At 61.8% G+C, this 17,701-nt stretch carries 26 protein-coding genes and 1 riboswitch; of the genes, 16 read left to right on the forward strand and 10 right to left on the reverse strand.

Features of this window, described 5'->3' with window-relative positions:
* Positions 1-27: 27 nt before the first annotated feature.
* Both RCO31_RS22925 and argH read right to left on the reverse strand, forming a co-directional pair.
* Positions 28-300 carry a lipoprotein gene (locus RCO31_RS22925; protein ID WP_374991525.1) on the reverse strand — a complete coding sequence of 91 codons (273 nt, stop codon included), beginning with the start codon at positions 298-300 and terminating at the stop codon, positions 28-30.
* A 108-nt stretch (positions 301-408) separates the two neighbouring features.
* On the reverse strand, positions 409-1,806 hold the full coding sequence (gene argH / locus RCO31_RS22930; RefSeq protein ID WP_308970830.1) for an argininosuccinate lyase: 1,398 nt from the start codon (positions 1,804-1,806) through the stop codon (positions 409-411).
* Positions 1,807-1,919: 113 nt separating this feature from the next.
* Between argH and RCO31_RS22935 the strand changes: the two genes are divergently transcribed.
* The 13 genes from RCO31_RS22935 (at position 1,920) to RCO31_RS22995 (ending at position 10,521) form a co-directional block, all read left to right on the forward strand.
* Positions 1,920-2,600, forward strand: a complete 681-nt coding sequence (locus RCO31_RS22935; RefSeq protein ID WP_308970831.1) for a TlpA disulfide reductase family protein — start codon at positions 1,920-1,922, stop codon at positions 2,598-2,600.
* Positions 2,601-2,668: 68 nt separating this feature from the next.
* Positions 2,669-3,106: a helix-turn-helix transcriptional regulator gene (locus RCO31_RS22940; RefSeq protein WP_308970832.1), complete on the forward strand. Its 438-nt coding sequence runs from the start codon at positions 2,669-2,671 to the stop codon at positions 3,104-3,106.
* A complete protein-coding gene (locus tag RCO31_RS22945) occupies positions 3,001-3,450 on the forward strand; it encodes an SRPBCC domain-containing protein (RefSeq protein ID WP_308970833.1) in 450 nt (149 codons plus the stop codon). Before RCO31_RS22940 ends, RCO31_RS22945 begins: the two co-directional genes overlap by 106 nt.
* Positions 3,451-3,469: 19 nt before the next feature.
* Complete coding sequence (locus RCO31_RS22950) at positions 3,470-4,093, forward strand: glutathione S-transferase family protein (protein WP_308970834.1); 624 nt, start codon at positions 3,470-3,472, stop codon at positions 4,091-4,093.
* Positions 4,094-4,210: 117 nt separating this feature from the next.
* Positions 4,211-4,570, forward strand: coding sequence for a DUF1428 domain-containing protein (locus tag RCO31_RS22955; RefSeq protein ID WP_308970835.1), 360 nt, complete (start codon positions 4,211-4,213; stop codon positions 4,568-4,570).
* Positions 4,571-4,790: 220 nt separating this feature from the next.
* Positions 4,791-4,902, forward strand: a riboswitch (ZMP/ZTP riboswitch).
* A gap of 37 nt (positions 4,903-4,939) precedes the next feature.
* Entirely contained in the window at positions 4,940-6,745 is a 1,806-nt protein-coding gene (locus RCO31_RS22960) for an ATP-binding cassette domain-containing protein (RefSeq protein ID WP_308970836.1), read from the forward strand.
* A 149-nt stretch (positions 6,746-6,894) separates the two neighbouring features.
* On the forward strand, positions 6,895-7,308 hold the full coding sequence (locus RCO31_RS22965) for a metalloregulator ArsR/SmtB family transcription factor (RefSeq protein ID WP_308970837.1): 414 nt from the start codon (positions 6,895-6,897) through the stop codon (positions 7,306-7,308).
* Positions 7,292-7,783 (forward strand): SRPBCC family protein, encoded by a 492-nt coding sequence (locus tag RCO31_RS22970; RefSeq protein ID WP_308970838.1) that lies wholly within the window; start codon positions 7,292-7,294, stop codon positions 7,781-7,783. Before RCO31_RS22965 ends, RCO31_RS22970 begins: the two co-directional genes overlap by 17 nt.
* A 33-nt stretch (positions 7,784-7,816) precedes the next feature.
* Positions 7,817-8,239: a VOC family protein gene (locus tag RCO31_RS22975; protein WP_308970839.1), complete on the forward strand. Its 423-nt coding sequence runs from the start codon at positions 7,817-7,819 to the stop codon at positions 8,237-8,239.
* Between the two features lie 61 nt (positions 8,240-8,300).
* On the forward strand, positions 8,301-8,723 hold the full coding sequence (locus RCO31_RS22980; protein ID WP_308970840.1) for a DoxX family protein: 423 nt from the start codon (positions 8,301-8,303) through the stop codon (positions 8,721-8,723).
* A gap of 88 nt (positions 8,724-8,811) precedes the next feature.
* Positions 8,812-9,288: an SRPBCC domain-containing protein gene (locus tag RCO31_RS22985; protein WP_308970841.1), complete on the forward strand. Its 477-nt coding sequence runs from the start codon at positions 8,812-8,814 to the stop codon at positions 9,286-9,288.
* 58 nt (positions 9,289-9,346) lie between these two features.
* Positions 9,347-9,832, forward strand: a complete 486-nt coding sequence (locus RCO31_RS22990; RefSeq protein WP_308970842.1) for a DUF1579 domain-containing protein — start codon at positions 9,347-9,349, stop codon at positions 9,830-9,832.
* Positions 9,833-10,038: 206 nt separating this feature from the next.
* A complete protein-coding gene (locus RCO31_RS22995; RefSeq protein WP_308970843.1) occupies positions 10,039-10,521 on the forward strand; it encodes an anthrone oxygenase family protein in 483 nt (160 codons plus the stop codon).
* A 34-nt stretch (positions 10,522-10,555) separates the two neighbouring features.
* Here RCO31_RS22995 and RCO31_RS23000 read toward each other — a convergent pair whose 3' ends face one another.
* Both RCO31_RS23000 and RCO31_RS23005 read right to left on the reverse strand, forming a co-directional pair.
* Positions 10,556-11,344 carry an SDR family oxidoreductase gene (locus RCO31_RS23000; RefSeq protein WP_308970844.1) on the reverse strand — a complete coding sequence of 263 codons (789 nt, stop codon included), beginning with the start codon at positions 11,342-11,344 and terminating at the stop codon, positions 10,556-10,558.
* The gene (locus tag RCO31_RS23005) at positions 11,341-11,853 is read right to left on the reverse strand and encodes a helix-turn-helix domain-containing protein (protein ID WP_308970845.1); all 513 of its coding nucleotides are present in this window, start codon (positions 11,851-11,853) and stop codon (positions 11,341-11,343) included. Before RCO31_RS23005 ends, RCO31_RS23000 begins: the two co-directional genes overlap by 4 nt.
* 109 nt (positions 11,854-11,962) lie before the next feature.
* Between RCO31_RS23005 and RCO31_RS23010 the strand changes: the two genes are divergently transcribed.
* From RCO31_RS23010 to RCO31_RS23020, 3 genes are read left to right on the forward strand one after another with little or no spacing between them, the layout of a single operon-like run.
* Positions 11,963-12,508, forward strand: coding sequence for a dihydrofolate reductase family protein (locus RCO31_RS23010; protein WP_308970846.1), 546 nt, complete (start codon positions 11,963-11,965; stop codon positions 12,506-12,508).
* Between the two features lie 13 nt (positions 12,509-12,521).
* Positions 12,522-12,875 (forward strand): nuclear transport factor 2 family protein, encoded by a 354-nt coding sequence (locus tag RCO31_RS23015; RefSeq protein ID WP_308970847.1) that lies wholly within the window; start codon positions 12,522-12,524, stop codon positions 12,873-12,875.
* Complete coding sequence (locus tag RCO31_RS23020) at positions 12,866-13,513, forward strand: glutathione S-transferase family protein (RefSeq protein WP_308970848.1); 648 nt, start codon at positions 12,866-12,868, stop codon at positions 13,511-13,513. The genes RCO31_RS23015 and RCO31_RS23020 overlap by 10 nt, the downstream gene beginning before the upstream one ends.
* A gap of 80 nt (positions 13,514-13,593) precedes the next feature.
* Here the strand turns inward: RCO31_RS23020 and RCO31_RS23025 are convergent, their stop codons facing one another.
* The 6 genes from RCO31_RS23025 to RCO31_RS23050 all read right to left on the reverse strand — a co-directional run bounded on the left by RCO31_RS23025 (position 13,594) and on the right by RCO31_RS23050 (position 17,589).
* Positions 13,594-14,259 carry a hypothetical protein gene (locus RCO31_RS23025; RefSeq protein WP_308970849.1) on the reverse strand — a complete coding sequence of 222 codons (666 nt, stop codon included), beginning with the start codon at positions 14,257-14,259 and terminating at the stop codon, positions 13,594-13,596.
* A gap of 87 nt (positions 14,260-14,346) precedes the next feature.
* Complete coding sequence (locus tag RCO31_RS23030; RefSeq protein WP_308970850.1) at positions 14,347-14,631, reverse strand: acylphosphatase; 285 nt, start codon at positions 14,629-14,631, stop codon at positions 14,347-14,349.
* 42 nt (positions 14,632-14,673) lie between these two features.
* Entirely contained in the window at positions 14,674-14,865 is a 192-nt protein-coding gene (locus RCO31_RS23035) for a putative motility protein (protein ID WP_308970851.1), read from the reverse strand.
* A gap of 47 nt (positions 14,866-14,912) precedes the next feature.
* The gene (locus RCO31_RS23040; protein WP_308970852.1) at positions 14,913-15,794 is read right to left on the reverse strand and encodes a 3-hydroxybutyryl-CoA dehydrogenase; all 882 of its coding nucleotides are present in this window, start codon (positions 15,792-15,794) and stop codon (positions 14,913-14,915) included.
* 101 nt (positions 15,795-15,895) lie between these two features.
* Entirely contained in the window at positions 15,896-16,840 is a 945-nt protein-coding gene (locus RCO31_RS23045) for an FAD-binding protein (RefSeq protein ID WP_308970853.1), read from the reverse strand.
* Positions 16,840-17,589, reverse strand: a complete 750-nt coding sequence (locus RCO31_RS23050) for an electron transfer flavoprotein subunit beta/FixA family protein (protein WP_308970854.1) — start codon at positions 17,587-17,589, stop codon at positions 16,840-16,842. Before RCO31_RS23050 ends, RCO31_RS23045 begins: the two co-directional genes overlap by 1 nt.
* Between the last annotated feature and the right edge of the window lie 112 nt (positions 17,590-17,701).

Consider the following 17,701-nt stretch of genomic DNA (forward strand, 5'->3'; position numbering starts at 1 on the left):
TATGCCAGGTTCAAAAAGGGCGTGGCGTCAGTCGAGAATGTTGTCGAGAAAGATACGTCCTTTCCGCGACGGCGGGACACTCGGCTGCTCTTCTTCGACGGGATCAAAAAGTCCAAATGGATTGCTTCGCGCCGGCTGCGCTTGCGCCGGCGCGCCCGGTGCCGGTTGCGCAGCTGCCTGCGGCGGCAGGTCGAGCGGGCCTTTACGGCCGCATCCACCGAGCGCCAGCGCCAGCAGCGCCGCTCCAATCAACGCAAGCCTTCCGGACCCAAACCTCCTGGACTGATGAAACAGATTCACGCCAAACGTCCCCAAGCGCGACCGCGGTCGCCATTCCGATATTCGCGCCCGCACCATACAAAGCCTGCCCGGCATTGGCGAGGCCTGACGGCGCCACGGAAGACGCTTTCAGCCGGAAATCGCGTCATTTTGCAGGCGCTTGAGCCAGCTTTCAGCTTGCTCACGCACATTTTTCGGTGCCGTGCCGCCAAAGCTCGTACGGCTGGCGACCGAGCTTTTGACCGACAGCACGGCAAGCGCGTCCGCCGTGATTCGAGGCTCGATCGCCTGCATGGCCGCCAGCGGCAACTGATCGAGGGCGACACCTGATTCCGATGCCTTGCCGACGATCCGTCCGGTGACGTGATGGGCTTCGCGGAACGGCATCTTCAGCGTCCGCACCAGCCAGTCGGCTAGGTCGGTCGCGGTGGCGTAACCCTCGCCTGCGGCCCTCTCCATCTGTGCCTTGTCAGCGACGAGGTCGCGCACCATGCCCGTCATCGCATTGATCGCCAGCGACAGCGCGGCGAACGCGTCCATGGCACCTTCCTTATCCTCCTGCATATCCTTCTGGTAGGTCAGCGGCAGTCCCTTCATGACGATCAGCAGCGCCGACAGCGCGCCGATGATGCGACCGGTCTTCGCGCGGACGAGCTCGGCAGCATCAGGATTGCGCTTCTGCGGCATGATCGAGGAGCCGGTGGTGAATTTGTCGGACAGCTTCACGAGGCCGACCAGCGGCGAGGTCCAGAGCACAATCTCCTCGGCAAAGCGCGACAGGTGCACGGAGGTGATCGCGGCGGCCGACAGCGCCTCGAGCACGAAATCGCGATCAGCCACGGCGTCAAGCGAGTTCGCCATCGGCCGGTCGAAGCCAAGCGCCTTTGCCGTCGCCGCACGATCGATCGGGAACGAGGTGCCGGCGAGCGCGGCTGCGCCAAGCGGACTTTCGTTCAGACGCCTGCGCGCATCGGCGAAACGTCCGCGATCGCGCGACGCCATCTCCACATAGGCAAGCAGATGATGGCCGAACGTCACTGGTTGAGCGGTCTGCAGATGGGTAAAGCCGGGCATGACCGTGTCGGCGTGCTCGAGGGCGCGATCCACCAGCGCACGCTGGTAGGCCGCAAGCGAGGCGTCGAGCAGATCGATGGTGTCGCGAACCCATAGCCTGAAGTCGGTTGCGACCTGATCGTTGCGCGAGCGCGCCGTGTGCAAGCGTCCGGCGCCCGCCCCGATCAGCTCAGACAGGCGGCTTTCGACATTCATGTGAATGTCCTCCAGCGCGCGCTTAAAGGAAAAGGTTCCCCCTTCAATTTCTGACAGAATCGTGTCTAGACCCTGTGCGATGTTTTTTGCATCGTCCGCTGCGATGATCCCCTGTGCCGCCAGCATCGTGGCATGCGCCTTCGATGCGGCAATGTCCTGCGCATAGAGGTGACGATCGACGTCGATCGAGACGTTGATCGCTTCCATGATCGCATCGGGACCAGCCTCGAACCGGCCGCCCCACATCTTGTTGCTCATGATATCTCGCTCACTTGCCGCCTGCCGCTCGCCTGCTAAACCTTCGCCGCTCGCCGGGCCGGACGCGCCCAATCACTCCTCAAAAGAAGCCGACAAGGCCATCCGCAGCTTCCATGACAGTTAACGACGAAACTCCAAAAGCTAACGACGAAACTCCAAAAGCGCCTGGCACAAGATCCTTCCGGCGCATCGGCGTGATCGCGGTCGGCGCCCTGATTGTCGTGGCCGGGGTATACGGGATCGTCACCCTCAAGCGCAATGCGGGCGACAAGGTGTGCAAGCCCACCTTCAGTCTTGCGCGCAAGGTCGAGCCCTTTGTTAAGGGTGAAGTCGCAGCCTTCACGCCGGCAAAGAAGCCCTTTCTGCTTCCAGACCTCGCATTCAAGGATGCATCGGGCGCTGAAAAGAAACTTTCCGACTGGCGCGGTCGCACAGTTCTCCTCAATCTTTGGGCCACCTGGTGTGTCCCCTGCCGCAAGGAAATGCCGGCCCTCGACGAGCTGCAGGCGAAGCTCGGGGGCAAGGATTTCGAGGTGGTCGCCGTCAATATCGACACCCGCGACACCGGCAAGCCGAAGAGCTGGCTGAAAGAGGTCGGCATCTCCGCCCTGCCCTACTTCAGCGACGATAAAGCAAAGGTTTTTCAGGATCTTAAGATGGTCGGAAAGGCCTTCGGCATGCCCACATCGATCCTGATCGACAAGGCCGGTTGCGAGATCGGCATGCTCTCAGGTCCGGCCGAATGGGCAAGCGACGACGCTTTGAAGCTCGTTCGTACCGCGCTCGCCCGCTGACACCCGCGCCTTCGTACCCATTCTTGGCGCCACTTGACGCGGCGGTGCTCACGCTTATACATAACCATATGGTTTACTATCCTGCTGACCCGCTCGACCGGACCTTCGCCGCGCTTGCCGATCCGACCCGGCGTGCGCTGCTGTCGCGGCTCGAGGCGTCGGATGGCCTGTCGATCAGCGAGCTTGCGAAACCGTTCGCCATGTCGCTGCCGGCGGTGATGAAGCACATCGATGTGCTGGCCGACGCAGGGTTGATGACCCGTTCGAAATCCGGCCGCACCGTAACGTGCAAGCTCAATGCGGCTGCCATGCAGGCGGCCGCCGGCTGGCTCAATCGTTACGCACGTTTCTGGAATGAGAAGCTGGACCAACTTGTTGCATTTCTCGAGGAGGACGATCCATGCGAGCCGCGCCCGCAGCCGTCAAACCCAGTCTCACCATCCAGCGACGCCTCAACGCCAGCCCGGACCGGGTCTACAAGGCCTGGACGGAACCGGAGCAAATAGCGCGCTGGTTCGGCCCGTCCGTGGTCGAGCAGGATACCGTCAAGGCCAAGATGGACGTGCGCGCCGGCGGAAGCTTTCAGGTGAGCTTCAAGACAGACGATGGCGAATTTCATCAGGTCGGTGGCGTCTACCGCGAAGTTGTTCCGAACAAAAAGCTTGTGTTCAGCTGGGCCTGGCACACGACGCCTGAGCGCGAGTCGCAGGTGACAGTGACGATCAAGGCCGAAGGTAGTCACACCTTGCTGACGCTGCTGCACGAGCAGCTGTTCGACGAAGCCACCAAGACCGGCCACACGCGGGGCTGGACCGGTTCGCTCGACAAGCTCGAAGCGATGTTCGCCTGACACAAGCGACGAGGACGCCATGAAGCTGTACTACGCCGAGACTCTGAATCCTCGAAAGGCGTGCGCGGTGGCGAAATACCTGAACGCGCCGGTGGAGTTCGTCCATGTCGATCTGACCAAGGGCGAGCAGCGCAATCCGTCCTATCTTGCCATCAATCCGAACGGCAAGGTCCCTGCGCTGCAGGACGGCGAGAACAGAATCTGGGAATCCAACGCGATCATGTGTTATCTCGCCCAAGCTGCCGGCTCGGATATCTGGCCGAACGACCGGCGGCAGACCGAGGTGCTGCGCTGGCTGAGCTGGGATGGACAGCATTTTACGCGACACGCGGGTACGCTTTACTTCGAGCACGTCATCAAGCCGATCTTCGCGCTCGGGCCACCCGACGAGGCAGCGACAAAAGAGGCGACAGGTTACGTCCTGCATTACGGCCACATCCTGAACGAGCACCTGCGCGGGCGCGCGTATCTGCTGGGCGACGTACTGACGATCGCTGATTTTGCGGTCGCGGTGACGCTTCCCTATGCGGAGCTAGCGAAAATTCCGATCAAGGAGTTTCCGGAAGTTCAACGCTGGCATGGACGACTGAACGAGCTTGCCGCCTGGCGCGAACCGTTTTCGAAGGCCTCCGCCGCCGCCTGACGCATCCCGAGTGGCTGGCAGATTGTGCATAAACACATTCCGTGCGCATCCACATCGATGGCGGCCTGAAAGCTGCTGACGATCCAACCCCCTGAAGCTCTCAAGAGGAGAACTATTGTGCCTTACGTCGATGGATTTATCGTTCCGGTCCCGAAGAAGAAGATAAAGGCCTACCTGACGATGGCGAAGAAGGCCGCGAAGGTCTGGAAGGAATATGGCGCACTCGAAGTGCGCGAATGCATCGCCGACGACGTCAAGGTCGGCAAGTGGACATCGTTTCCCCGCAGCGTCAAACTGAAGCCCGGCGAGACCGTGGTCTTTTCTTACATCGTCTACAAGTCGCGCAAGGATCGCGACAGGGTGAATGCCAAGGTGATGAAGGACCCCCGTCTCGAGACCATGATGGACCCGAAGAACCCGCCGTTCGACGGCAAGCGGATGATCTTCGGCGGCTTCAAGGTCAGCGTCGCGGCGTAAAGCGCAGCCGCACCGATCAAGGAATGGGCACCGTCGACGATGCCTTGCTGATCCGTTCGGGCGAAATCCGGTGGACTTTCACCGCAGCCATGGCCGCGGTGAAGATTAGCTATCGTTACCAACAACATAAGCGAGCTTCGTCGGATACCGTGACCTCGGGGCACAGTCACGCCTAAGGTCACCGATCCGGTTGATGCAGCCGACACGAATCGATAAATTCCGGCTGCCGCGTTACTGGCGACACAAGATGGAGCACCATCGGGAAGCGCGGCCTGACGCACGGTCTTGAAGCCGATCGTGTTGATGAATGGCCGTTCGCCTGGGCCGCCGAGGTCACTCGGCATTTCCGTTTCGGGAGGCCCGGTCGCAATGCACGAACGCCAGCCCGCCAACGCCCACAGCATCCTCGCACTCCTTTCGCTCGTCTGGTCGCAAACCGATACAACCTTGCGAATGCGCGTCATCGGCACTGTGCTGCTGGCGCTCGTGCTGGCGGGGCTGAATTCCCTCTCACCGGTCATCTACAAGACGATCGTCGATCATTTCGCCGCTGGCCCCTCACCGACCGATACGACCATTCCGCTGCTGCTCATCGCAGGCTATGTCGCCCTTGTTGCGGTTGGCCGGATCTGCGCCGAACTGCGCTGGGTCACCTATGGCGGCTTCGAGCAACGCGTACAGCGTCGGCTGATCCTGCTGCTCTACGATCACGTGCATGAACTTTCATTGCGCTTTCATCTCGAACGCCGGACCGGAGGTTTGCAGCAGATCATTTTCAACGGCCTGCTCGGTTATCGCTTCATCGTCTTCAACTTTCTGCTCATCATTCTCCCGCTTGCTGTCAGCGTGCTGCTGATCGGAGCCATCCTCGCGACATTCTATCCGTTGCCGTTCGCGTTGGTCATGCTGACGATGTGCACGCTCTACATCACCAGCCTGCTCTTCGGTGTCGGTCGCCAGCGCGAATTGCAGCGGACCGGCAACCTTGCCTTCGAGGAAGCCTATGCGCGGACGACCGACAGCTACCTCAACTACGAGACGATCAAGCTGTTCGGCGCGGACACGGTCGTACGGCAGCGGCTGAATGAGTCACTCAGCCAGGGGCAGAACAGCTTTGTTCGTTTCTACTTGCTGCGTACTCTGACCGGCCTGGCGCAAAGCATGTGGTTGCTCATCTGGCTTGCGGTCACGGTGGTGCTTGCCGCAACCTATTATGTGCAAGGCGTCATGACGCTCGGTGATTTCGTTCTTGTAAATACCTATACACTGCAACTGTGGGTGCCTTTGGAATTTCTCGGTCTTGCCTATCGCGAAATCAGGATGGGACAGACCAACGTCGAACGGATGCTGACGCTGCTCGGCGAGAAGCGCGACGTCACTGAACCGGTCAATCCGATCTCCCTGCCGGTCGGCAAAAAGGAGCTCCGATTCGACAATGTGGAATTCTCCTACGATCGCGATCACCACGTCCTGAAAGGCATCAGCTTCGTAGTGCCGTCCGGGCGTACAGTTGCGATCGTAGGTCCAAGCGGATCCGGCAAATCCACCATCGCCCGCCTTGCCTTTCGTTTCTACGATGCCGGCGGCGGGCGAATATCCCTCGGCGGCGTTCCGATCAAAGACCTTTCGTTGAACGACTTGCGCTCCACCATCGCGGTCGTCCCGCAAGATACGGTGCTGTTCAATGAGACGATCGCTCACAACATCGGCATCGCGCGGGCGAAGGCCAGTCAAGCGGAGATCGAGGAGGCCGCGCGTTTTGCAGAAATCCACGACTTCATCATGTCACGACCGCAAGCCTATGACACCGTCGTCGGCGAACGCGGATTGAAGCTCTCCGGCGGCCAGAAACAGCGGATCGCTATTGCACGCGCGATGCTGAAACGCGCCAGCCTGCTGATCTTTGATGAAGCGACGTCCGCGCTGGACAGCAGGACCGAGCAGAGGATCCAGCGCAGCCTGCGTACCTTGTCGGACGGCGCCGCGACACTGATCATCACGCATCGACTGTCGACGGTGCTGCATGCCGATGAAATCCTCGTGCTTGACGGCGGCGTCATCGTCGAACGCGGACGTCATGAAGAACTGTTGAGCCTGGATGGTGTCTATGCCGCGATGTGGCGCCGCCAACTCCAGCATCCGGATGTCGCAGAGGAACTCGACGTCGCGTCGTGACGGCGTCTCATCTTGAGTCGCCTCCTCGAAATTGCCTCTCCACCGCAGCAGCGTCGTCGCAAAATTTTTTTAAGCTGACATTGAAGCCGTTGACACCCCCGGCCCGATCTAGTACTTAACCGAAAGGTTATTTAACCGATTGGTTCCGCATGACCGACCGCTTGAGCGCCACTTTTGCTGCCCTCGCCGATCCGACCCGGCGCGCGATCATCGCGCGGCTGGCAATGGGCGAAACAACCGTCAGCGACCTTGCCAAGCCGTTCGACATGAGCGGCCCGGCGATCTCCAAACATCTGAAAGTGCTGGAGAATGCAGGGCTGATCACGCGCAGCCGCGAGGCCCAGTGGCGACCGTGCCGGATCGAGCCCAAGGCATTGAAGACCGTCGACGACTGGCTCGATCGCTACCGCCAATTCTGGGAGGAGCGGCTCGATCGCCTCGAGGATTACCTCAACACCCTACAGGCGGAGGCCGCCTCGTCAGCGAACACCGCAGAGACAGCCCCGCGCAAAGCCAACAGAGCCAGCAAGCCCAAGGAGAGCAGGCATGGACGCAAGAAATGAACTCACGCTGTCGGTAACGACTCCATCCGATCGCGAGATCGTCCTGACGCGCACATTCGACGCTCCGCGTGCGCTCGTATGGGACGCCATGACGAAGGCCGAGCATGTGCGCCGCTGGTACGGCTGCGCGAGCGTCAGCCTCGCGGTTTGCGACATCGATCTCCGCGTCGGAGGAAGCTACCGCTTCACCATGCGCACACAGGACGGCGTCGATCATACGATGACCGGCGTCTACCGTGAGATCGTCGCGCCGGAACGCATCGTCCATACGGAACGTTATGAAACCACCGCATTCACCAGTCCGGATGCACTGGTGACGATGACACTGACCGAGCAACGCGGACGCACGAAGCTGCAAAGCGTGATCCTGCATCCGAACCAGGACAGCCGTGACGCCCATCTCAGTGCCGGCATGGAGAACGGCGCCGGCGAGATGTTCGACCGGCTCGCCGCTCTGCTCACAACGATGTCGTAAGCAACCGCATTCACCCCGCAGAAAGGACAGACCATGGCCGAACCGAACAACATGCCGCCGATCACGCCCTACCTCACCATCAAGGGCGCCAACGAGGCGATCGAATTCTACAAGAAGGCGTTTGGCGCGAAGGAGAATGCCCGCCTGCCCTACGAGGATGGCAAGCGGCTGATGCACGCGGAGATTTCCATGTACGGCGGCACCGTGCTGCTCTCGGACGAATTTCCGGAGCACGGTCAGGTCATGGGCCCTACCACGCCGCACTCATCTCCGGTCGCGGTTGCGCTGCACTTCAAGACGCCTGCCGAGCTCGACGCCGCGTTCAAGCGCGCCGCCGAGGCCGGAGTAAAGACCGAGATGGAGCCCACCGACATGTTCTGGGGCGGCCGCTTTGCGGCGCTGCTTGATCCGTTCAACCATCGCTGGCTGATGCACGCGCCATTGCCGCCGAAATGATCGATGTGACCACGCGGCCCGTCGCCGCCTGAAAGCACAACAAACCAAGAAAGGCACCACCATGACCATGCTCGCTCCTTCGCCTGGATTTGACGCGCCCTCCGTCTCTGCGACGGCGATCTGGAGCGGGCGTGTGCTTTCAGGTCTGGTGGTTCTGTTCCTGCTGTTCGACGGCGCGATCAAGCTCGTCCCGCTCGAGATCGTCACGCAGACGTCGTTACAGCTCGGGATTCCGACACATCTGGCGCGGACGCTGGGCGTGCTCACCCTCGCCGGCGCGATCCTCTATGCGATTCCGAGCACTGCCGTGCTCGGCGCGATCCTGCTGACCGGCTATTTCGGCGGTGCGATCTATGTGCATGTCCGCGCCGACAGCCCGCTGTTCAGTCACACCCTGTTCGGTGTCTACCTCGGTGTGATCATGTGGGCCGGCCTCTGGCTGCGGGACCCCGCCATACGCGCGTTGATTCCCTTGCGGCGCTAGGAAGCGCTCCCCGACTTTCCGATCTTTCCATTGTCCTCGCGGCCCCGCCGACATGAAGGCGCCGCGGAAGCAGCTAGCGGAGGCTTACGTGAGCGCACCGACCAACATCAAGGCGCCGCGGGTGGAGGTGACCCTGACGCGCACGTTCGATGCTCCCCGCGCGCTGGTATGGAAGGCGTGGACGGAGCCGCAAATGATGGCGCGTTGGTGGGGACCGGACGGCTTCACCAATCCGGTGTGCGAGATGGACGTACGCGTCGGCGGTAAGATCCTGATCCATATGCAGGCGCCGGACGGGACGGTGCATCCGATGACCGGCATCTTCGATGAAGTCGCAGAGCCGGAGTGCCTGGTGTTTCGGGCAATTCCGGTGGATCGCAACGGCACGCCACTGCTTGAATCGCTGACCACCGTCACCTTTCACGAAGCCGGCGGCAGGACCAAGATCATTGTCCATGCGAGCGCCGTTCCGCTCGAGCCGGTCGCGACCGAGATGCTGAAGGGCATGAACGAGGGATGGCGCCAGAGCCTTGACCGGCTCGCTGATCTCGTCGCGCCGCACTGACCACTAAAGTTTCTGAAAGCCGCCGGCCGGCGGCCCTCACCCACAGGAGACGATGACAATGATGAATCCCGACCCAACCAAGGAACACCTTTGGCTGCAACGGATGGTCGGCGACTGGGACATGGAAGGCGAGTGCGTCATGGGTCCTGACCAGCCACCGATGAAGAGCAAGAGCTTTGAGCAGGTGAAGCCGATCGGCAGCCTCTGGGTGATCGGCGAGGGCGAAGGCGAGATGCCCGGCGGCGGCGCGGCGCTCACCCGAATCACGCTCGGCTACGACCCGCAGAAGGGTCGCTTCGTCGGAACGTTCATCGGCTCGATGATGACCCATCTGTGGCTCTATGAAGGCACGCTTGACGCGGCGGGAAAAGTGCTCACGCTCGATTGCGAAGGGCCAAGCTTCGCCGGCGACGGCACGATGGCGAAGTACCAGGACATCATCGAGATGAAGAGCGATGATCACCGGGTAATGACTTCGCGGGTGCAAGGCGCCGACGGGAAGTGGACGCATTTCATGACGGCGAACTATCGGCGGAAGAAGTAGGCCCTATTGCCTCCGCGGCCTGGCTCGGCCGGGCGAATGCGGTGTTTCTGACGCTCGGATCACTCTTGCTGCAAGCTCATTGATCGGAACGTCAGAAACAAAAAGCCGCACGGAAATTCGGAAGTAGCTGATATCCTGTTGTTTCTGAGCGCTTGCACGACGGCTCGCAGCGAATGATGCGGGCGTCAGAAACAGGTCACTCGCCGATGAGCAATTGGCTGTTCGCGCCGACCTTCATTTCCGCCCTGGGCTCGGCCTTGATGGCCGGGTTGTTCTTTGTATTCTCGAACGCCGTCATGACGGCGTTCGGAAAACTGTCGCCCGCCACCGGAATCGCCGCGATGCAGGCGATCAACATCTGGATCCTCAATCCGGTATTCGCCGCAGTGTTCTTTGGCACCGCGGCGTTTTCGGCGTTGCTAGCAATTGCTGCATTGTTGAATCTGGGGCACGCGTGGTCATTGCCGCTGCTCGCCGGCAGCCTCTGCTACCTCTTCGGCGCGCCTTTGGTGACGATGATTTTCAACGTCCCGCTCAACAACCGCCTCGCCGCCGCAAGCCCCGAGACGGCCGAAGCCGCACGACTCTGGGCCGAGTATCTACGGATCTGGACCGCCTGGAACCACCTCCGCACCATCCTCTGTCTTGCGGCGACCGGATTGTTCATCTGGGCGCTCTGCCGGGGATAAGCTCCGACCGAACGGCTCGGTCGTTGGCGGCGGGCTACCCGTTCTTCCCTTCCGCGCGCATCGTCGGCAGGCCAATGCCGGTCGCCTCGAAGCCGCCGTCAACCGACAGCATCTGCCCGGTGATGTAGCTCGCGCGCTCACTGCATAAAAAGAACACCACTTCCGCCAGTTCGGCCTCCAAACCGTAACGGTTGAGCGGGATCGTGTCGTGATAGTCGGCGCGGATCTCGGGCGTATGCACCGCTTTCGCCATCGCGGTGTCGACCGGCCCCGGCGCCACGGCGTTGACGCGGATGCCAAGCGCGGCGAACTCGACCGCCTGCTGCTTGGTCAGGTGTGCGAGCCCGGCCTTGCTGGTGCCGTAGGCCACTCGCAGCGTCGAGGCGCGCAGGCTCGAGATCGAGGTGATGTTGACGACGCTGCCGCCACCCTGCTCGCGCATCAGCGGCGCCACGGCTTGGGTGCAGATGAATGGCCCGGTGAGATTGACCGCCAGCGTGCGCGACCAGTCCGCCAGCGTCGTCTGCAGGATCGGTTTGAAGATCGCAATCCCCGCGTTGTTCACCAGCGCATCGACGCGATCGAAACGCTCAGCCACCGTGGCGACGGCGGCAGTGACCGCATCCGCGTCCGCGACGTCGCAATGCAGGGCAAGCGTCGTTTCCGGCGCGGCGAGTGCGCCATGGCTCCGGGTCAGCGTCTCGTTGTCGACGTCGAGCAGCGCGACACGCCAGCCGTCGGCGAGGAAGCGCTTTGCGGTGGCAAGCCCGATGCCACGCGCCGCGCCGGTAACGAAAGCAACCTTCTGCATCGCTTGTTTCATCCCCTTGCTGTCTTTTTCGCCATCACGTCCTCATACGCTTTCTGGAGCTTTTCTGCGACCGTCGGGCCGGCTTTCTTGCGGCGCTTCACACCGAGATGGGTCTCTCTCAACTCGTCCATGAACTCCGCCCACATTTTTGGCCCGCCTTCCGCCAGGAGTTTCGCCCGAATACCGAGCTCTTCACTCACGGGAAGATACTTCACGCCCCACGCCGACATTTGCGCCAGCACCGGCAGCAGTTCGATGCCCTGCTCCGTCAGGCTGTAGATGCCTTTCTGCTTGTGGGTGGGATCGTGGGTGCGGGTGATCACGCCCTGCTCGACCAGGGTTTTCAGACGGTCGGCCAGAATATTGGAGGAGATTCGCTCGTCTGACTTCGTCAGCAGTTCGCGGAAATGCCGGCGGTTGCCGAAGATCATGTCGCGGATGATCAGAAGGCTCCATTTGTCGCCGAGGACCTCCAGCGTGAGGTTGATCGCGCAGCTCGAGCGCGGCTGTTCGGCGTCCATGTGCTTGTCCTTTCTCAATCGTCCCAAAAAACCGCTTGCATTTCTGCATCGGATTCTTTAAATGGGCAACTAGTTGCAAAACGCAACTGGTTTTTTGGAGGAACGACAGATGGCAAAGCTGATCATGTGGAACCTGACGACCCTCGACGGATATGTGGAAGGCCCGGGCCGGGACATCTCATGGCACGAGGATGTCTGGGGCGAGGAGCTGGAGCAGCTCTCGCTCGAGCAGGGTCATGCCGCCGGTGCACTGATGTTTGGCCGGGTCACCTACGAGTTGATGGCTGGCCACTGGCCGACCGCCAGCGGCGAGGTCGCCGATTTCATGAACGCACTTCCGAAGTACGTTTTCTCGCGCACCTTGAAGGCGTCGGACTGGAACAACACACAGCTCTTCGACCGGGACGTTCCTGAAACGGTCGCGAAGCTGAAGCGCGAGTCGGCCAAGGACATCTACCTGTTCGGCAGCGCCGAGCTTGCGTCACACCTCATTCCACACAAGCTGATCGATGAATTCCGCATCTGCGTTGCGCCCGTCCTGCTCGGCGCCGGCACGCCGCTGTTCAAGCGTGCGGACGAACAGCAGAAGCTGAAGCTTCTCGAGGCGAAGGGGCTGAAGGTCGGCGCCGTGCTGCTGCGCTACGCACCGGCCTAGAACGGAGCGAACCATGAGCAAGAGCGAGATCGCGCGCCAATGCTATCGCGCCTACGAAACAAAGGACCGTAAGCTGCTGGAAAGCTTGCTTGCGGACGACTTCGTGTTTTCGAGTCCGCGCGACGACTACATCGATCGGGCGACTTACATGGCTCGCTGCTGGGCGAACAGCGGCAACATTCGAAATTTCACCTTCGAATATGTTGCCGAGCAAGGCGATGAGGTCGTCGTGCGCTACCTGGTCGAATTGACCGACGGGACCAGCTTTCGCAATATGGAGACACTGCGCTTCTCCGGCGACAAGCTTCGCTCCGCCGATGTCTACTTTGGCCGCACCGTCGAACGGGATCAGCCCTCATGTCGTTGACGTTCTATTTCCATCCGCTGTCGTCGTACTGTCAGAAGGTGCTGATCGCGCTGTACGAGAACGATACCCCGTTCGATGGCCAGATCGTCGACCTGATGAGCGAGACGGGGCGCGCCGACTACCTGAAACTCTGGCCGATCGGCAAGATGCCCTTGCTGCGCGACGAAGCACGCAACCGGCTGATTCCGGAGACCAGCATCATCATTGAGTACCTTCAGCGGTTCTACGGCGGACCGACCGTGTTCGTGCCCGATGACGTCGAGCAGGCACTGCATGTGCGTCTGCGCGACCGCTTCTTCGACCTCTACGTCTCGAACCCGATGCAGAAGATCGTGACGGACAAGCTGCGGCCGGCAGGTCAGAACGATCCCGCGGGGGTCGTCGACGCGAAATCGCAGATCGAGACCGCCTACAAGCTGATCGACAAGGAGATGGCGACGAAGGTCTGGGCGTGCGGCGAAGCTTTCACCCTGGCGGACTGCGCCGCGGCGCCGCCACTGTTCTATGCGGACAAGGTTCTGCCATTCCGCGACCGCTATCAGCATCTGGCTGCCTATTTCGAACGGCTGCAGCAACGGCCATCCTACGCCCGCACGCTGCGGGAGGCAGAACCCTACATGAAGATGTTTCCCGGCTGACGTCTTCGGTTGGCGACGAGCGAAATCGGCTGATCACGTCCGGATGAAGGCGCCGCCGGATTCCCGGGTCGGGTAGCAGCTCAGCGCATCGCGCGATCGCTGCCGAGCCCGACCAGCGGCCGCGCCCGCAGTTCGATACAGACCTGCTTGACGATCTCATGGCCGCTGAGCATGCGCGCCAGCATTCGTTTGACCTTCCAGGTGGGCTCGCGTGTCAGGGTCACTCCCGGAATGACGTCCGTCCGCTGAGCGATGCGCGCCGCCTCTTCGACCCAAAGCAGCTCGATCAGCCGGCTGCAGAAGAATTCGTCGCGCTCCGGCCTGAACCTGCCGTCGCGCTTGTCCTTGACGATCTCTATTCCCGTGACGGTCGGCAGCAGCAGATTGCGCTGGTGCCGCACGTCGGCGTGCCTGAGCCATCGCGGCGCCACTGCGAGCCAGACTTCGGGCAGATAGAAATTGAATTCGCGCAGCTGGCCGGTCAGACGGCCGTCGCTCAGGCTGTCGCGGGGGCCCTTGATCTCGACTCCGATAATGTCGTCCCGGCCGACCAGAACCATGTCGATCCGCCGTTCGCCAAGGGCGAACTCGTGAATGACGCGCACGTCGCCGAAGCGCTTGCGGCCCCAGGCCTCGACGGCTGCGCGGATCTCCTGCTCTTCGATCGATGTGTTGGCCCGCGCCGGGCGCTTGCGGGCCCCACCAGACCTCGCAGGGACCGCCGGAGTGTTGTCGGCAGAGAGCACGCGCGCCTCGCTAGCCACATTGATCGGCGCCTGAAGCTACGCGCTGATTGCTAAGGAAGCATTTCATGCCGTCGCGTGACGGCCATTTCAGCGGTCGTAGCGGACGGCGAAGGGCCCGCTCGCCTGCTCGGCCGGCTCGATGACCGTCACATCGTCGACGCGCGCGAGTTGCGGCCCACGGCGACAGGCGGCCAGCATTGCTTCAACCGCATCGGCTGAGCCGCTGAACAGCCCTTCCACCTCACCGCTTGCAAGGTTACGCACCCAACCGGAAAGGCCGAGCGCTGCGGCCTTGCGCTGCGTCCAGTCGCGATAGCCTACACCCTGCACACGGCCGGAGATGCGAACGAGGATCGAACGGCTGGCCTGCATCGGAACCTCCCGATGCCCAGTTTTACACCGATCGAATGGTGCTTACACCGCGATGTCGAGGTTGCCGCCGACACCGGCGGCGAGATTTGCGGATGATGACTGAGGCTGCAGCAGCGTTTGTACCACCGCTGCCTCGGCGTCCAGGTTCATCTTCATCACCCTCGTCGCCACCGCCTGCTGCGTGGCGGCCGCCTGCATCGTCAAGAAGCTGGCGGCTAAAGCTGCAACGTCCATATGCGCCTCCGTAGCGGCGGAGACTAATCGATAGACGTTAATAAAATTCAGCGCGTTGGGACCGGGGTCTCGCCACGGTAGTCATAGAAGCCGCGCTGCGACTTGCGGCCGAGCCATCCAGCCTCGACGTATTTCACCAGCAGCGGACACGGCCGGTATTTCGAATCCGCGAGACCTTCGTGCAGCACCTGCATGATGGCAAGGCAGGTATCGAGACCGATGAAGTCGGCGAGCTCAAGCGGCCCCATCGGGTGGTGTGCGCCGAGCTTCATCGCCGCGTCGATCGCCTCGACATTACCGACGCCTTCATAGAGCGTGTAGATCGCCTCATTGATCATCGGCAGCAGGATCCGATTGACGATAAAGGCCGGGAAATCCTCCGAAACCGCGATCTGCTTGCCGAGCTTGGTGACGAAATCCTTCGAGGTCTCGAACGTCGCATCCTCGGTGGCGATGCCGCGAATGATCTCGACGAGCTCCATGCGCGGCACCGGATTCATGAAATGAATGCCGATGAACCGTTCAGGACGGTCCGTCGCAGCCGCAAGCCGGGTAATGGAAATCGACGAGGTGTTGGATGCGACGATCGCATCCTGCTTCAGCACCGCGCAGAGATCGTGAAAGATCTTGCGCTTGATCTCTTCCTTCTCCGACGCGCTCTCGATGACAATGTCGCAATCGGCAAGTCCATCAAGCGCGGTGGCCGGCTTGATACGGCTGAGCGCAGCTTTGCGAACATCGTCGGTCAGCGCGCTCTTCGAGACCAGGCGCTTCAGGTTACCGTCGATGGTCGCCAGCGCCGACTTGATGCGGTCCTCGGCGACGTCGTTCAACAGCACATGGTAGCCGGCCAATGCCGCAACATGCGCGATGCCATTGCCCATCTGGCCCGCGCCGATCACCCCGACTTTCTTGATGTTCATGGCCATCCGTTCATTGTCACAGGTCAGGCGGCTGTCCCCGGCCCCTGTCCTGATCATAACACCGGGCGGAAGCCTGTCATCCGCCCGGTGCGACCTTCTGCTCCGGCCTACTTGCCGGCTTTCGCCAGTTCTGCCGTCAATTCAGGCACTGCCTGGTACAGGTCGGCGACCAGGCCGTAATCTGCAACCTGGAAGATCGGCGCCTCTTCGTCCTTGTTGATGGCGACGATCACCTTGGAGTCCTTCATGCCGGCGAGATGCTGGATCGCCCCGGAAATGCCGACGGCGATGTACAACTCCGGCGCCACCACCTTGCCGGTCTGGCCGACCTGCCAGTCGTTCGGCGCATAGCCGGCATCGACCGCGGCGCGCGAGGCACCGACACCTGCACCGAGCTTGTCGGCCAGCGGCTCGATATACTTCGTGAAGTTCTCGCGGCTTTGCATCGCGCGGCCGCCGGAGACGATGATCTTCGCCGAGGTGAGCTCGGGGCGATCGCTCTTGGCGACTTCCTCGCCGACGAAGGTCGACAGGCCCGGATCGGCTACTGCCGCCACGTCCTCGACCTGTGCACTGCCGTCGTTGCCGGCGGCCTGGAAGGTCGAGGTCCGGACGGTGATGACCTTCTTCTTGTCGTTCGACTTCACCGTCTGGATCGCGTTGCCGGCATAGATCGGCCGCTCGAACGTGTCCGGCGAGACGATCTTGATCACTTCCGACACCTGCATCACGTCGAGCAGCGCGGCGACGCGCGGCATCACGTTCTTGTAGCGGGACGTCGCAGGCGCGACGATCGCATCATACTTGTCGGCGAGCGAGACGACGAGCGCCGCAAGCGGCTCGGCAAGGTCATGCGCATAGAGCGCGTTGTCGGCGAGCAGCACCTTCTTCACGCCGCTGAGCTTCGCTGCGGCCTCGGCCGCGCCCTTGGCGTTCTGGCCGGCGACCAGCACGTCGACGTCGGCGCCGAGCGCTGCGGCCGCCGTCAGGGCCTTGTTTGTCGCGTCCTTGATCGACGCGTTGTCATGTTCGGCAATGAGCAGCGTAGCCATCAGATAACCCCGGCCTCATTCTTCAGCTTCGACACCAGTTCGGCGACATCCTTTACCTTGACGCCAGCCTTGCGGCCCGGCGGCTCGGTGGTCTTGACGATCTCCTGCCGCGGCGTGAGATCGACGCCGTAGTCGGCGGCAGTCTTCTCGCCGATCGGCTTCTTCTTCGCCTTCATGATGTTCGGCAGGCTCGCATAGCGCGGCTCGTTCAGGCGAAGGTCGGTGGTGACGATCGCCGGTCCCTTCAGCTTCACGGTCTGCAGACCGCCGTCGACTTCGCGCGTCACGGTGAAGTCCGTGCCGTCGATCACGACCTTGGAGGCGAAGGTTGCCTGCGACCAGCCCAGCAGCGCGGCCAGCATCTGGCCGGTCTGGTTGGAATCGTCGTCGATCGCCTGCTTGCCAAGGATAATGAGACCCGGCTTCTCCTCATCGGCGACCGCCTTCAGGATCTTCGCGACCGCGAGCGGCTCGACGCTTCCCTCGGCCTTCACAAGGATGCCGCGGTCGGCGCCCATGGCGAGACCGGTGCGAATGGTTTCCGTGCACTGCTGCGGGCCGATCGACACGCAGACCACCTCGGTCGCCTTGCCGGCTTCCTTCAAGCGAAGCGCTTCCTCGACCGCGATTTCGTCAAACGGGTTCATCGACATCTTGACGTTGGCGAGTTCGACGCCCGACCCGTCACTCTTCACGCGGATCTTCACGTTGAAATCAACGACCCGCTTCACTGGCACAAGAACCTTCATCGGTCCCCTTTCGTCTAGGTCAAAGGTATGATGGCAGATGGCCGCGGAACCTACTGGCCCGGCCTGACCGGGTCAACGCAGGAAGGAGCGTTTTTCGAAGGGTTTAGCCGGT

This window comes from Bradyrhizobium sp. LHD-71 (assembly GCF_031157255.1).
Classification (GTDB): Bacteria; Pseudomonadota; Alphaproteobacteria; order Rhizobiales; family Xanthobacteraceae; genus P52-10.